This window comes from Novosphingobium sp. KN65.2 (genome assembly GCF_001368935.1).
Lineage (GTDB): Bacteria > Pseudomonadota > Alphaproteobacteria > Sphingomonadales > Sphingomonadaceae > Novosphingobium > Novosphingobium mathurense.
Genome location: NZ_CCBH010000211.1, coordinates 1 through 15,136, shown reverse-complemented (window position 1 = coordinate 15,136; position 15,136 = coordinate 1). Strand labels below are relative to the sequence as shown.

Below are 15,136 nucleotides of genomic sequence, written 5' to 3'. Positions count from 1 at the left end.
TCATCGCACGCACCTGTGCAAATTGGCAGGTCGGCAAGAGCTTGATTATCCGACATAGTAAAAAGGAATTTACGGCCAAGAAGAATTCGGCCCAAGGGAGGAAGTACTGATGGCATCCGCTACAATTCGCGGAGCGTGGTTTGCTGCGCTCTCGACGACGGCCCTTACCTGCATCACCTTGCCCGCCTTCGCGCAGGAAAGCGCCGACCAGGGCGTGGAAACGACGAACCCCAACGAAATCATCGTTTCGGCCCGCCGCCGCTCCGAAACGCTGCAGGATACCCCGATCGCGATTACCGCCGTCAATACGGCGATGCTCGAGAACAAGGCCGCCGTGAATATCGGCGATCTGCAGGGCGCGGCCCCGGGCCTGCTCATCACCCAGCAGAACTCGGGCGCCCAGGCGGCCAACATCTCGATCCGCGGCCTGACTTACGCCGACATCGAGAAGTCGCAGACCCCGACGGTCGGTGTCGTCGTCGACGGCGTGACGATCGGTACCAACACCGGCCAGTTGCAGGATGCCTTCGACATCGCCCAGATCGAAGTTCTGCGCGGCCCGCAGGGCACCCTGTTCGGCGCGAACACCATCGGCGGCGTCATCAACATCACCCGTACCAAGCCGACGATGGAACCCGGCGTAAAGGCCGAATTCACTTACGGGCGCTGGAACACCTGGGCGGCCAAGGCAATCGCCAACTACGGCGACGGCGAAACCTGGGGCGTAAAGGCGTGGTACTTCCACAACGAGACCGATGGCTTCTACCATAACGCCACACGCGACACGAGCGACGGCTGGAGCAAGGGCGACAGCTATGGCGCCAGCGTGCTGTTCCAGCCGACCGGCTCGGCCTTCGACGCGCAGTTCACCATCGAGAACGTGGTCCAGAAGTTCAATCCGGTCGTCAGCAACCTGACCAACAGCTCGGAACTGTTCTGCGGCCTGATCCCGGCCGAGGAATGCAACCGCAACAACACGACCGACCTTTACACCACCTTCGGTTCGGCTGCGGTGAGCACCTATCACGCTCCCGACGCGACGCTGCAGATGAACTACGATGCGGGCGCGGTAAAGCTGACCTCGATCACCGGATGGCGTCACAGCCGCGAAAAGCAGACCCAGGACTTCGACGGTTCTTCGGTCGACCTCTATTACGCCGACCGCCGGCAGCACTACACCCAGTGGAGCCAGGAACTGCGCGCCGCCGGCAATCTGTTCGATGGCTTCGACTACGTCGTGGGCGGATACTACTTCCACTCCAAGTACGACCTCACGCAGTACACCCGCTTCTTCGGCTTCGATGAGAGCGTGCCGGCGGACGAGTTCGACAGCAACCCGCAGTTCGTCAATGGCAAGACGACGAGCTATGCGTTCTTCGGCGACTTCAACTGGGCCTTCGCCGACAAGTGGCGCCTGTCCTTCGGTGGCCGCTGGTCGCACGACAACAAGAAGCTGACCAATGCCTTCGAACTGTCGGGCCTGATCGGTTCGGGCGATGCCAACTTCACCAAGTTCACCCCCAAGATCGGCATCGACTACCGTCCCAACCCGGACACCATGCTCTACGCAAGCTGGTCGCGCGGCTATCGTTCGGGCGGTTTCAGCCCCCGCGCAGCGACGGCTGAAACGGCAAGCACTCCGTTCCAGCCGGAAACCGTGGACGCCTACGAAGTCGGCGCCAAGGTATCGCTGTTCGACCGGATGCTGGACATCAACCTCGCCGGCTACGTGTCCGACTACAAGAACATGCAGCAGAACCTGACCGTCCCCGGCGGCCCGACCGGCAACCAGACGATCACCGGCAACGTTCCGGGCGGTGCGATCATCAAGGGCATCGAGCTTGACGGTTCCTTGCGGGTCACTCCGGAATTCCGGATCACCGCTTCGGGCGCCTACATGAAGTCGCACTTCCGCAACTTCATCACCGACGGCGTCCTTGGCACCGACATCGTACCTTTCGACTACTCGGCCAACCGCCTGATCTACGCGCCGAAGTTCACGATGTCTCTCAACGCCGACTACGAAGTGCCGACCAGCTTCGGCAAGATCGTCGCCACCGCCGGCTGGCGCCACATCAGCCCCTATGACGAACAGATCTCGGCTGCCTCGCTGACCCCGGTCACCGACGGTTCGGGCAACGTCACCCAGGTCATCGTCAACGGCAACGACCCGCGCGTGCGCACCACCACGCAGGATCTCGTCGACAGCAGCCTGACCTTCAACTTCGATCTCGGCGACACGGAAGCCTATTTCCGCGTCTTCGGTCGCAACCTGACCAACGAAAAGACCACCACGCACGCCTTCACCGTCGCGGGCCTCTTCTCGTTCGGCATGGCGCTCGAACCACGGACCTACGGCGCGACGATCGGTATCAGATACTGAGTCCACGACACGCCCCGACAGGCGTAAGTTCATAAGGGGGACGCGGGGAAGCCATGGGGTTTCTCCGCGTCTTTCCACAATAGAGGAGAGTAGAACGATGGGCCGCCTTGAAGGAAAGATCACGCTGGTAACCGGAGCGGGCTCCGACCGCGGGCTTGGCGGGGCAACCGCCAAACGCTTCGCCGAGGAAGGCGCCTTCGTCTACCTTACCGACCTTGACGTGACGGGGGCCGAAGCCATCGCCGCAGCCATCCGTGAAAGCGGCGGCCAGGCCGAGGCACTCGCCCAGGACGTCACCCGCGAAGCGGACTGGGACCGCATCTTCAGCAGGATCGAGGATGGCCACGGTCGCCTCGACGTTCTCGTGAACAACGCCGGCATCGCCGTGCTCAAGCCGATCGCCGAACTGACGGCGGCGGACTGGGAAAAGCAGAACAGGGTCAATCTCGACAGCGTCTTCTACGGCACCCAGCGCGCCGTGGCGCTGATGCGCAAGGTCGGCCATGGCGGCTCGATCATCAACCTGTCCTCGATCGCCGGCCTGGTAGGCGTGCAGATGTGCGGCGCCTATGCCGCGGCCAAGGGCGGCGTGCGCCTGTTCTCAAAGGTGATAGCGCAGGAATGCGCGGCCCAGAACATCCGCTGCAACTCGGTACATCCCGGCATGATCGAAACCGCGATGCAGGACGTCGCGCGCAAGGACAATCCGGAAGGTTTCAAGCAGATCGTCGCGGGCATTCCGATGCAACGCATGGGCGAGCCGCTCGACATCGCCAACATGAACCTGTTCCTCGCCTCGGACGAGAGCCGCTACATCACCGGATGCGAATTCGTGGTCGACGGCGGCGTCACCGCGATGTGAATCGATGGTGCCCGGGGCCGGCCATCCCGCCCTGCCCCGGGTATCCTTTTTCCGTCAAAGCTTGACGATGGCCTTGCCGATGTTCTTGCCGGTCAGCATGCGCTCGTAGGCGACAAGGACGTGTTCCAGCCCCTGCGTCTCGTCGAACCGCGTCGACAGCTTGCCCTCGTCCATCCACTGGCGCAGTTGCGGCATGAACTCGGCCCCGCGCTCAAGGAAATCGGGGATGAAGAACCCCTCGACACGCAGGCGCCGCATGAGGATCTGGTCGAAGCGCGCAGGCCCCGGCATCGGCGCGTCATTGTCGTAGCCGGCCACCAGACCGCATATCGCCACGCGCCCATAGTGGGCCATATTCGGCAGAACCGCATCGAGGATCGGCCCGCCGACATTGTCGAAGAAGGCATTGATCCCGCCCTCGACCGTCGCCAGCCGCCCTTCGACGTCTTCGCTGCGATAGTCGATCGCCATATCGCAGCCGAGATCCTCCAGCAGATAGCGGCACTTGTCCGGCCCGCCGGCTATGCCGACGACCTTGGCGCCCAGATTCCTGCCGACCTGGCACGCAAGGCTGCCGGTCGCGCCGGCCGCGGCGGAAACCGCCAGCCATTCGCCCGGCTTGACCGCGGCCACTTCCCTGACCCCGACATAGGCCGTCCAGGCATTCATCCCCAGGGCGCCGAAATGCTGGCGTGGATCGGCAATCGTGTCATCGACGATCTCCAGCCCCGCCAGCGACGGCGTGAGGGTGGCATAATCGGCCCACTGCCCGAAACCGCGCACCAGAGCGCCCTCGGGAAAGGCGGGATCGCGGGTTTCGCACACCCGACCGAGGCACAGCCCGACCATTTTCGAGCCCAGTGGCAGCGGCGGCTGATAGCCATCGGTGCGCGGGCTCATCCACATGCGGGTGCCCGCGTCCATCGAAAGATAATCGACGGCAATGCGCACTTCACCGTCGCCCAACGGAGCAAGCTCTTCCTCGCAAAGCGTAAGGTACTGGGAAAAATCAGTATTCCCGTGCGGATGGCGATCAAGACGCCAGTAATGGCAGGTTGTCATTCAGGTCTCCTCATACTGCGCACGGTGACCGTTGCAAGAAAGGCACGGAACCTCATCAAATTGATAGGCCTATCAGTTTGGCGAGGACTGCAATTTCGCTTCGGGAGATAGATACCGAACAAACGATTTATAAAAATGGGAGGTACCTGATATGCAATTCCCCAAGTCCATTCTGCTTGCGTCCACGGCATTTGCCACCGTGTCCATTGCAGGGCCCGCCTTCGCCCAGGACACGACCGGCAACGAAGAGACCACCAAGAACACCGGCCTTAGCGAAATCGTCGTCACCGCCCGTAAGCGCGTTGAAAGCGCGCAGGACATTCCGGTCGTCGTGACCGCGATCTCGGCGCAGACGCTTGAACAGCGCGACATCACCAGCATCGAGAAGATCGCGGCCGCCACGCCGAGCCTGACCGTCGGCCACGCCTCGAACGGCTCGGCCGCACAGGTCACGCTGCGTGGCATCGGTTCGTCCTCCACCTCGATCGGCATCGAGCAGTCGGTCGCCACGGTCGTCGACGGCGTCTATTACGGCCAGGGCCGCATCCTCGAGGAAGGCTTCTTCGACCTCGCCGGCGTCGAAGTCCTCAAGGGCCCGCAGGTCCTCTTCTTCGGCAAGAACGCCACTGCAGGCGTGATCTCGATCAAGACCGCCGACCCGACCCCCGACTGGGAGTTCAAGGCCCGCGCCAGCTATGAATTCAAGGCGCAGGAAGCCGAGCTCGAAGGCGTCGCTTCCGGCCCGCTGGCCGACGACCTGGGTATTCGCGTCGCCCTGCGCGGCAGCAAGGCCTGGGGCGGTTATTACAATAACGTGTCGCGCGACTACGACCTCGCGCTGCTCCCGTTCACTTCGACCCCGACCAGCTCGGACCAGCCGGGCAATCGCCAGTTCCTCGGCCGCGTCACGCTGAAGTACGAACCGACCAGCGAGATCACCAATACGCTCAAGGTTTCCTACAACTACAACAAGGCGAACAACTCGAGCTACAACTACGTCGCCTATAATTGCCCGACCGGCTTCACCGCGCTTTCGGGCGATGCCTGCGGCTTGAATTTCCAGACCCACCAGAACGACATGCCGGCAGAGGAAGCGACCAACTTCCCCTATGCAGGCGACGGCAAGCTCTACAACAAGTACCGTTCGGCAGCGATCACCAACACGTTCAACTATGAACTCGGCACCGTCACGCTGACCAACGTCACCAACTACAACTGGAACAACAACCGCTGGCTGTGCGCCTGCGAATTCCAGGCCAATCCGTTCTCCGTGTGGGCCACCGAAAACTCGAGCTGGAAGGCGTTCTCGAACGAAGCGCGCGCGCTCACGCACTTCGACGGCCCGCTCAACGTGATGGTCGGCCTGCTCTACCAGAAAACCAAGCGCGACTTCGAGCAGTTCGTCAGCTTCAGCCTTTCGGACATTCCGGAAGCCGGCCGCTTCCAGTACATCGACGCGTACAAGACCAGCTACACCAAGGGTGAGACGATCTCGGGCTTCGGCCAGGTAACCTGGAAGCTGACCGACAACCTCGAACTCGACGGCGGCGTGCGCTACACCCACGAAACCAAGAAGAGCGCCTTCTCGCAGCCTTACGTCAGCCCCTCCTTCGCTGCCGCGTGGGTGCAGGGTCGCACTACCGTGGGCGATCAGACCTTCACCAACTGGTCTCCGGAAGTCTCGCTGACCTACAAGCCGATCCAGGACGTCATGTTCTATGCCTCCTACAAGACCGGCTACAAGTCGGGCGGCTTCTCGAACGGCGGCATCGACTCCGCCTTCGGCGATCCGGCGGTCGACCTGCTGTTCGATCCGGAAACGGCAAAGGGCTTCGAAGCCGGTGTGAAGTCGACACTGCTCAACAACCAGCTGCGCCTGAACCTGGGTGCCTACAGCTACAAGTACAAGAACCTGCAGATCGACTTCTTCAACTCGTCGATCATCGCCTTCCAGACCCTGACCGCCGACGCGCGTACCAAGGGCGTCGAGCTCGATTTCGAATTCGCGCCCTATGCGGTTCCGGGCCTCAACGTGCACGGTAGCCTCAACTACAACGACGCCAAGTACGACAGCTTCCCCGACGCCCCCTGCTATGCGGGCCAGACGCCGGACGAAGGCTGTAACCTCACCGCAGACGGTGCGGGCGGCTATCGCGTCCTCACGGCGGCCGAGATCACCGGCGGTACGCCCGGCGTTCGCCAGAACCTCAACGGAATGGTACTGGGCATGGCCCCGCACTGGACCGGCTCGGTGGGCTTCAACTACGACGCCCCGGTCGGCGACGGTTTCAAGGCGGGCCTTGGCGCCAACATGCGCTACAGTTCCTCCTACCTGGTCCAGGGCTTCGGCGTCCCGCATTCGCGCAACAGCTCCTATGCCACGCTCGATGCCGGCCTGCGCTTCGGCGCAGAAGATGACAGCTGGCAGCTGGCGGTCATCGGCAAGAACCTGACCAACAAGCAGTACATCAACGGCGGCGTCGACGGTCCGAACACCGGTTCGGGCACCGGCACCCCGGGCGGCGTGCATGCCGACCAGCTCGGCTTCGGCGCCGAACCGCGCACGGTCACCGTGCAGGTCACCACGCGCTTCTGATCGCAGGGCCCGGCGCAGGGCCGCTTGCGGGCGGCCCTGTCGATCGAAAGACACAAAAAGGCGGGGGCCGATGGCTCCCGTCTTTTTTGCGTGAGGGCCTTTTACAGACAAGGCACGAAGAATTGTCCGCAATGCACGAAACCCCGGCGGGGTCTGGCTGGTTGTCCAAGGGAAACACGGAGATTCCCCCATGCCCAGCATCAAGTCCGCCAAGGTCGCCGACGTTATCGTCGAAACGCTCCAGCAGGCCGGTGTCCGGCGATGCTATGGCGTTCCCGGCGACAGCCTGAACCACGTCACCGACGCGATCCGGCGCAGCGACATGCGCTGGATTCACGTCCGTCACGAGGAAGCCGGCGGCTTCGCCGCGGGCGCCGATGCCATGCTGACGGGCGAACTGGCCGCCTGCGCGGGTTCATGCGGACCGGGTAGCCTGCACTTCATCAACGGCCTGTTCGAAAGCCACCGCAACCGCGCGCCCGTCGTGCTGATTGCCAGCCAGATCGTTCGCGACGAACTGGGCTTCGAGTTCCCGCAGGAAGTGGACTTCCGGCAGGTCTATGCCCCGTGCAGCGTCTTTTGCGAGGAGATCCGCACACCTGCGCAGGCCCGCCGCAAGACGGCTATGGCGGCGCAGGCCGCACTGGCGAAGAAGGGCGTCGCCGTCCTCATCGTGCCTGCCGACGTGTCGCAGGCCGATGCGCCCGACGAGTCGCCTTTCCTCGTCCATCGATCCCAACCGCGGACGCTGCCCTCGCAAGCCGAACTGCAGACTTTCGCCGATGCGCTCAACGACGGCGGACGAGTCGCGATCTACGGAGGATCCGGCTGCGAGGCAGCGCACGAACAGGTCCTGGCCCTGGCCGCGAAGCTCAAGGCCCCTGTCGCCCACACCTCGCGGGCCAAGGACTTTCTGGAACACGACAATCCCAATCTCGTGGGCATGACCGGCATATTCGGATCCGAAGCCGGCTATCACGCGCTGATGGACTGCGACACATTGCTGCTGCTCGGCTGCGATTTTGCTTGGCGCCAGTACTACCCGGACAAGGCAACGATCCTGCAGATCGACATAGACGGCACGCACCTGGGCCGACGCCACCCGGTCGATCATGCCGCCGTGGGTGATGTACGCGACACGCTGGAAGCGCTGCTGCCGCTGATCGACGAATGCGCAGACCGCGACTTCCTCGACGAATGCCTCAGGCATCGCAAGCGCGCGGTGAGCGAGCAGGAACGCCATGTGAAGGCCGACGACGATCGCGCCATCCATCCCCAGTACCTGACCGAGACGATTGCCCGCCACGCCGACGCCGATGCGATCTGGACCGCCGACGGCGGATCGCCGATGGTCTGGTGCCTGCGTCACGTTCCCTCCACGGGTCGCAATCGCACCGTCGTCTCGCTGACCCATGGCACGATGGCCAATGCCATGCCGCAGGCGCTGGGCGCCAAGGCCGCCTTTCCCGACCGCCAGGTGATCTCGCTGTCGGGCGACGGCGGCCTGTCGATGCTGCTGGGAGACCTGCTCACGGCGATCCAGGAGGACCTGCCGATCAAGGTCTGCGTATTCGACAATTCCTCGCTCGGGTTCGTGGAACTGGAGCAGAAGGTAGAGGGCCTGCTCGATGCCTATACGAACCTGAAGAACCCGGACTTCGCCCGCCTTGCCGAAGTCATCGGCTTCTGGGGCCGCCGGGTCGAGAAGGCCAGCGACCTCAATACCGCGGTCGCGCAATGGCTCGCCCATCCGGGCCCTGCCCTGCTCGATGTCGTCACCGACCGCTACGAACTGGTCATGCCGCCCAAGATCGAGGCGAAGCAGGTCTTCGGCACGGCACTCTATTCGGCCAAGGCGGTGCTGTCCCGCCGCACCGGCGATGTCGTCGATCTGGTCAGGGGCGCACTATCCTGACTTGCGCAACGCACGCTCTCCATGCGTGCCGAAACGAAAAAGGCCCGGGATCATCCCGGGCCTTCTGCTTAATGCGACGGATCGCCTGCCTCAACAGCCCTTGGGCGCGTGCTGGCGATGGATGTTGCGGAACGAACGGCTCTTGAACAGCCACTTGCCGTCGATCTTTACGCAGGTGTCCTCGTAGACACCGCGATCGCGCATGGTCGTGCCGTCCTGATCGTAGACCTCGGAAGTATAGCTGCGCATGACTGCCGTATTGCCTTCGACCTCGATCGAACCGGGCCATGCCTCGAACATGATGCCGGGGTAGGACTTCATTGCCTCAACCCACATCGCGACGATGGCCGGACGGCCCACAGTCGTGCCGAGTTCGGGATAGTCGGGCAGCGACCATTGCGCATCCTCGGCCCAGGTCGCGCCCCAGGCTTCGGCGTCGCAGCGCGTCACCGCGTCGGCATACGTCTCCAGCAGTTCGCGAATGGCGAGGCGGTCCTCGAAGGGGCCTGTATAGGGCATATCCTGTATCTCCCGATTGATGCTCTGTTCGAAACGCGAGCCTAACGGGTCAGGCCCGCATTCCTACTATGGCTAATGCGAGGGCACGGCGCGGACAGGACAGGACCGGTCAGGTCACGACCGGGCGTTCGTCCGGTCCGGGCGCGTGATCCGGCAGGGAGACCTCGATCATGCCGTTCTCGACGCGCAGGGGAAAGCGGCGCAAGTCGGCATAGGCGCCGCCGATGCAGCGGCCGCTGGCCACTTCGAAGCGCGCACCGTGCAGCGGACACATGATCGCCCCGCGCCGCACGCGGCCGGGCGAGAGCATCGCCGCCTGATGGGTGCAGCGGTCGTTGACGGCATTGAAGCCGTCGTCTGTCTTCACGACCAGGACGCTCCAGCCATCGACCTGTGCCGACAGTTTGCCTTCTTCGGGAAATTCCGCCTCGGCCACGATGCCGTGCCATACTTCGTGTTCGCGGGTATCACTCATGCAATTCAAATCCTCACCATGGTCTTGCCGATCGTGCGGCCAGACATCAGGTCGATAAAGGCTTCCGGCAGCTTTTCAAATCCATCGCGCACATTGGCCAGCGGCTTGAGCTTGCCCTGGGCCACCCATTCGTCAAGTTCGGCCTGCGCCTGTTCAAGTACGTCGAGGTGATCGTAAGTCAGGAAGCCCTGCATCCTGATCCGGTTCACCACGAGCTGCCACAGGGTTTTGACGCCATAGGGATGGTCGGCATCGTTGTACTGGCCGATCATTCCACACACCGGCACACGCCCGTGGGTGCGCATGAGTGGCAGCATGGCCTCCAGCGTCTCGCCGCCGACGTTGTCGAAATAGACGTCGACCCCTTCGGGAGCCGCCTTGCGCACTTCCCCGGCGATGTCGGGCGTCGCGCGGTAGTCGATCGCGGTGTCGAAGCCCAGGTCGCGGATGACCTGCGCCTTTTCGTCGGAACCGACGAGACCGATGACCTTGCAGCCCTTGGCCTTGGCGATCTGTCCCACGGTCGAGCCCGTAGCTCCGGCGGCCGCGCTGATGACGACGGTCTCGCCCGGCTTGGCCTCGCCCACGGCGAACAGGCCGACCCATGCCGTCAGCCCTACGGGGCCCAACGCGCCCATGTAATGATGCAGTTCGGTCCCGGGCTTCCGGTGGACCACTTCCAGACCCAGCGCATTGTCGTCGAGCACGAAGTATTCCGACCAGGTGCCCAGCGCCCGTACCAGCGTGCCGACGGGATACTTCGGGTTGTTGGACTCCACCACTTCGCCCAGCGACATGCCGTTGACCGGCGCGCCCAGCGCGACCGGTGGCAGGTAGCTCGGCCGATCATCCAGGAAACCGCGGATCGCCGGATCGAGCGAGCCGACCCGCATGGCGACGAGGAACTCCCCATCCCCCGGCACCGGCATGTCGGTTTCCGCCATCTCGAAATCTTCAGGCGTCGGCATGCCTTCCGGCCGCCGCGCGAGCAATATTTGCCTAACCTTTCCCATCGTTCCTGCTTAGCCGCCCGAAGCCGCACCGGGAGGCTAGCGGAATCGCTAGGTCGACCACGCCTTCCATCTGCAGCAGGTTTCGCCGGAACAGGGCCGGACGCCCGCTGCTATCCCAAACGCTAGGTTCGCAGCCCCGGGTTTGTACGCAGTCTGAAAGGTGGAAGAGGAGAATGAGGCCATGAGCATGACCCCCCAGGAAATGATCGATTTCGTCGACAATCTTTATGCCGCCACCGGTGTCGGTGACTGGGAGACGGCCTCCTCGATGCTCACCGACGACTTCGTCGCCTACGAGGCGGACAGCCTGCCGATGGCCGGGGCCTATCGCGGCAAGAACGCCCTGAAGGACCTCTATGCGAAAGTCATGGGCATGTGCGACGTGGCCGGCCTCGACATCATGGAGACGACCGCGGGCAAGGACAATGCCGTAACCATCCTTTCGATCCGCTTCGCCGACCCGGACCTTGCGCCTGCGGAAATCTGCGAGGTCTTCAAGTTCCGCGACGGCAAATGCTGCGAAATCAAGCCCTACTACTACGATCCCTCGGCCTTCCATGCCGCGGCGAAGGCCAAGGCAGCGGCAAGCGCGGCCTGACCTCAACGGACCTGCGAGCGAACGGACGTCACGGCGATGAAGGCAGTCTACTACTTCGAAAACGGCGGGCCGGAGGTCATGCAATATGGCGACCTGCCCGATCCGGAGGTCGGCCCCAAGACCGTGCTCATCGCGGTCGAATGGGTTTCGATCGAAGGCGGCGACCTGCTCAACAGGCTGGTGACGCCGCCGCCCGAGACGCCGTTCGTACCCGGGTACCAGGCTGCGGGCACCGTCCTTGCGGTCGGCTCCGAGGTCACGCGCTTCAAGGAAGGTGACAAGGTCATCGGCTTCGACTGGCACGGCAGCCATGCCGAGCTTTTCGCAGTGCCCGAACACTACACCTATCCCGTGCCCGAAGGCCTGGATATGCGGCAGGCGGCGACGATCCCGGTACCCTTCGGAACCGCGCATGACTCGCTGTTCCAGTTCGGACAGATGCAACCCGGCGAATTCGTTCTGGTTCAGGGTGCAGCCGGCGGTGTCGGGCTGGCCGCCGTGCAGCTAGCGAGCCAGGCAGGCGCGGTCGTGATCGGCACGGCGTCCAGCCGCGAAAGGCTGGAGCGGATCGTGCCCTTCGGCCTTCACCACGGCATTGATTACCGCACAGAGGACATCGCCGCGCGCTGCAAGGAGATCACCGGGGGCAAGGGGATCGACCTGATCCTCGACCTTGCCGGCGGACAGGGAAAGGATGCCCTGATCAGCGCAATCCGCCCGCATGGCCGCTATGCCGTGATCGGCGCCGCTACCGGCAGCCTGCCCAGCTTCGGGTTCTTCGAACTGATCCGCAAGGCGATGCATGTCTATGGCATTTCCTTCGGCCGCGAGATGCATACCGAGCGCGCCCATGCCCTCCTCGCCGACATCGCCCGGCGCATGGTGGAAGGCAACCTGCAGATGCCGATCGACGCCGAGTTCGACCTGTCCGATGCCGTCGCCGCGCATCGCCACGTCGCCGAGGGCCACCCCTTCGGACGTGTACTGATGAAAGTCGGCCGCTAGGCGCAGGCGCGCCGTCCGTCCCGGGCGGCCCGGCGCAAGCGACCGGAACCGGACCGGCCAGCCGCGGGTTCCTCCAGGGAGAACCTGAAGCGGAGCCCCCACGATCATGAGCGCCCTGACTTTCGCCGACTGCACGGCCCCGGGCATTACGCGCCGGGCCTGCGGCAAGGGCTGGATCTTCTTGGACCCGCAGGGCCAGCGGATCGCGGAGCAAGCCGAGATCGAAAGACTCAAGGCGATAGCGCTGCCGCCCGCCTGCACCGATTGCTGGTACAGCCTCGATCCGAACGCGCACATCCTTGCCACCGGGATCGATGCGCGCGGGCGCAAGCAATACCGCTATCACCCCGAATATCGCGAGCGGCAGGAGGCCCTCAAGTTCGACAGCCTACGCGAATTCGGCGCGGCCCTGCCCGCCATTCGCCGCCGCGTCGAAGCCGACGTGGCACAGCATCGCATCAACCGCGAGCGCGCGCTCGCCTGCGTCGTGCGCCTGCTCGATTCCACCGCCCTACGCATTGGCAACGAGTGCTACGCCAAGGCCAACCGGACGTTCGGCGCCACCACCCTGCGCCGCCGCCACCTGCGGCTGGAAGGCAAGACCATTCGCCTGCGTTTCAAGGCCAAGTCCGGAAAGCAACGCGAACTGGCCCTTACCGACCGCAACCTCATGCGCTTCATCCGTCAGGTGCAGGACCTGCCGGGCCAGCACCTCTTCCAGTTTCTCGACGAATCGGGAGACCCTGCGCCGGTCAGTTCCTGCGACGTAAACGCCTACCTCTCCGAAGCGGCGGGCACGCATTTCACGGCGAAGCACTTTCGCACCTGGGCGGCCAGCGTCACCGCCTTCGAGGCAATCGTGACCGACCGCGAGCCGCCGACCATAAAGTCGATTGCCGGCATGGTCGCCGATGTTCTGGCCAATACCCCGGCAATCGCGCGCAAGTCCTACATTCACCCCGAAGTCTTTGCCCTTGTCAGCGACGAGGACGCGCGCTCCGCGTGGTGCAGTAAGCGCCTGCCAAGAAAGACCAGATGGCTGCTGCCGGCCGAACGCGGCTTCCTGACCTATCTGCAAGCGAGCGAGAGCGCCTGAAGCCCAGCCGTCCTCGCTTCGTCGCATAGGGACGGCTTCCGCAAGCCTGCAGCATTGCAAAGGATGTGGCGAGAACATAATAAGAACACATGCAAAAGACCTCGATTCTCGGGCGCCTCGAAATCCTGGCCGACGCAGCCAAGTACGACGCCTCGTGCGCGTCGTCGGGCTCGGTCGAGCGGAACAGCAGGAACGGACGCGGCGTGGGCTCGACGTCGGGCGGCATGGGCATCTGTCATGCTTATGCGCCGGACGGTCGCTGCATTTCGCTGCTCAAGCTGCTGCTGACCAACCACTGCATCTTCGATTGCCACTACTGTGTGAACCGCAAGAGTTCGAACGTCGAACGCGCACGCTTCACGCCCGAGGAAGTGGTCGACCTCACTCTGTCGTTCTATCGCCGCAACTACATCGAAGGGCTGTTCCTCAGTTCCGGCATCGTGCGCAGCCCGGATCATACGATGGAGCAGATCGTGCGCGTGGCGCGCACGCTTCGCGAGGTCCACGATTTCCGCGGCTACATCCACCTCAAGACGATCCCCGAGGCCGATCCCGAGATCGTCGCCGAGGCCGGAATTTGGGCGGACCGCGTCTCGATCAACGTCGAACTGCCCACGGCGGCCAGCCTCGCCCGGCTCGCTCCCGACAAGAACGCCCCGCGCATCGAAGGCGCCATGGGCGGTCTGCACAGCCGCATCGTCGATGCACGCGACGCCCGGCGCAAATACCGCTCCGCTCCGCGCTTCGCGCCGGCCGGCCAATCCACGCAGATGATCGTCGGCGCCGATGGCACATCGGACACGCAGATCATCGACAAGGCGAGCAGGCTCTATGGCCGGTTCGGCCTGCGCCGCGTCTATTATTCGGCCTTCAGCCCCATTCCCGATGCCAGTGCGGTCCTGCCCCTGCAGCGACCGCCCCTGATGCGCGAACATCGCCTCTACCAGTCCGACTGGCTGACGCGCTTCTACGGTTTCGCCCCGCACGAAGTCAGCGAAGCGGCCGATGCGAACGGAATGCTGCCGCTCGACATCGATCCCAAGCTGGCCTGGGCGCTCAAGTTCCGAGACCGCTTCCCCATCGATCTCAACCGCGCGCCGCGCGAGGCGATGCTGCGGGTGCCGGGTCTGGGCGTAAAGGCGGTGGATGCCCTGCTGGGCGCACGCCGCCATCGTTCGATCAGGCTGGACGATCTTGCCCGCGTCACCAATTCCCTGCGCAAGCTGCGTCCCTTCGTCGTGACGAGCGACTGGCGCCCCGTCGCCATGCTCGATCTGGCAGACCTGCGCGCGCGCCTGGCCCCCAAGCCGCGCCAGATGGAACTCTTCGGATGATCGGCGCGCGGCTGGAGGATCCGGACGATTTCGACGCGTGGCGCGACATGGCCCGCGCCTCCGTTGCGCGCGGCATCCCGCCAGAGGAGATCGCCTGGAGCGAAGGCGAGGACAGCGCCGACCTGTTCTCGCTCGCCGAACATACCGCGCCGCGCAGTTCCGGTCTTCCGGAAGCTTCGTCCGTCCCGGTGCGCGCCTCGCGCGCCTTTCTGAGCCTGGCGACCAGTGTCTTCATGCACAGCGATCCGTCGCGGCTCGATCGTAAACGCACGGTTGAG

At 64.0% G+C, this 15,136-nt stretch carries 12 protein-coding genes and 1 pseudogene; 9 read left to right on the top strand and 4 right to left on the bottom strand.

Annotated elements, in window-relative coordinates:
* The first annotated feature begins 109 nt into the window (after positions 1 to 109).
* Together SPHV1_RS22605 and SPHV1_RS22600 are read left to right on the top strand one after the other, a co-directional pair.
* A complete protein-coding gene (locus tag SPHV1_RS22605; RefSeq protein ID WP_054948256.1) occupies positions 110 to 2,383 on the top strand; it encodes a TonB-dependent receptor in 2,274 nt (757 codons plus the stop codon).
* Positions 2,384 to 2,480: 97 nt separating this feature from the next.
* Positions 2,481 to 3,245, top strand: a complete 765-nt coding sequence (locus tag SPHV1_RS22600) for an SDR family NAD(P)-dependent oxidoreductase (protein ID WP_054948255.1) — start codon at positions 2,481 to 2,483, stop codon at positions 3,243 to 3,245.
* Between the two features lie 54 nt (positions 3,246 to 3,299).
* Here SPHV1_RS22600 and SPHV1_RS22595 read toward each other — a convergent pair whose 3' ends face one another.
* Positions 3,300 to 4,307 (bottom strand): NADP-dependent oxidoreductase, encoded by a 1,008-nt coding sequence (locus SPHV1_RS22595; protein WP_054948254.1) that lies wholly within the window; start codon positions 4,305 to 4,307, stop codon positions 3,300 to 3,302.
* 151 nt (positions 4,308 to 4,458) lie between these two features.
* Between SPHV1_RS22595 and SPHV1_RS22590 the strand changes: the two genes are divergently transcribed.
* The gene (locus SPHV1_RS22590; protein ID WP_054948253.1) at positions 4,459 to 6,903 is read left to right on the top strand and encodes a TonB-dependent receptor; all 2,445 of its coding nucleotides are present in this window, start codon (positions 4,459 to 4,461) and stop codon (positions 6,901 to 6,903) included.
* Positions 6,904 to 7,093: 190 nt separating this feature from the next.
* Positions 7,094 to 8,818 (top strand): thiamine pyrophosphate-dependent enzyme, encoded by a 1,725-nt coding sequence (locus tag SPHV1_RS22585; RefSeq protein ID WP_054948252.1) that lies wholly within the window; start codon positions 7,094 to 7,096, stop codon positions 8,816 to 8,818.
* 90 nt (positions 8,819 to 8,908) lie between these two features.
* On the opposite strand, the gene SPHV1_RS22580 is transcribed toward SPHV1_RS22585, so the two are convergent.
* The 3 genes from SPHV1_RS22580 to SPHV1_RS22570 all read right to left on the bottom strand — a co-directional run bounded on the left by SPHV1_RS22580 (position 8,909) and on the right by SPHV1_RS22570 (position 10,780).
* The gene (locus SPHV1_RS22580) at positions 8,909 to 9,337 is read right to left on the bottom strand and encodes a nuclear transport factor 2 family protein (protein ID WP_054948251.1); all 429 of its coding nucleotides are present in this window, start codon (positions 9,335 to 9,337) and stop codon (positions 8,909 to 8,911) included.
* 109 nt (positions 9,338 to 9,446) lie between these two features.
* Positions 9,447 to 9,812, bottom strand: a complete 366-nt coding sequence (locus tag SPHV1_RS22575; RefSeq protein ID WP_054948250.1) for a Rieske (2Fe-2S) protein — start codon at positions 9,810 to 9,812, stop codon at positions 9,447 to 9,449.
* A 5-nt stretch (positions 9,813 to 9,817) separates the two neighbouring features.
* Entirely contained in the window at positions 9,818 to 10,780 is a 963-nt protein-coding gene (locus SPHV1_RS22570) for an NADP-dependent oxidoreductase (RefSeq protein WP_231634823.1), read from the bottom strand.
* A gap of 226 nt (positions 10,781 to 11,006) precedes the next feature.
* Between SPHV1_RS22570 and SPHV1_RS22565 the strand changes: the two genes are divergently transcribed.
* From SPHV1_RS22565 to SPHV1_RS22545, 5 genes and pseudogenes are all read left to right on the top strand, one after another.
* Positions 11,007 to 11,423 (top strand): nuclear transport factor 2 family protein, encoded by a 417-nt coding sequence (locus SPHV1_RS22565; RefSeq protein ID WP_369817974.1) that lies wholly within the window; start codon positions 11,007 to 11,009, stop codon positions 11,421 to 11,423.
* Between the two features lie 36 nt (positions 11,424 to 11,459).
* Positions 11,460 to 12,428 carry a zinc-binding alcohol dehydrogenase family protein gene (locus SPHV1_RS22560; protein WP_054948248.1) on the top strand — a complete coding sequence of 323 codons (969 nt, stop codon included), beginning with the start codon at positions 11,460 to 11,462 and terminating at the stop codon, positions 12,426 to 12,428.
* Positions 12,429 to 12,534: 106 nt separating this feature from the next.
* Positions 12,535 to 13,524 carry a DNA topoisomerase IB gene (locus SPHV1_RS22555; protein ID WP_054948247.1) on the top strand — a complete coding sequence of 330 codons (990 nt, stop codon included), beginning with the start codon at positions 12,535 to 12,537 and terminating at the stop codon, positions 13,522 to 13,524.
* An 89-nt stretch (positions 13,525 to 13,613) separates the two neighbouring features.
* Positions 13,614 to 14,858 (top strand): putative DNA modification/repair radical SAM protein, encoded by a 1,245-nt coding sequence (locus SPHV1_RS22550; RefSeq protein ID WP_054948246.1) that lies wholly within the window; start codon positions 13,614 to 13,616, stop codon positions 14,856 to 14,858.
* Positions 14,855 to 15,136, top strand: a pseudogene (locus SPHV1_RS22545) (uracil-DNA glycosylase); the annotation flags it as partial. The gene SPHV1_RS22550 and the pseudogene SPHV1_RS22545, both read left to right, overlap by 4 nt.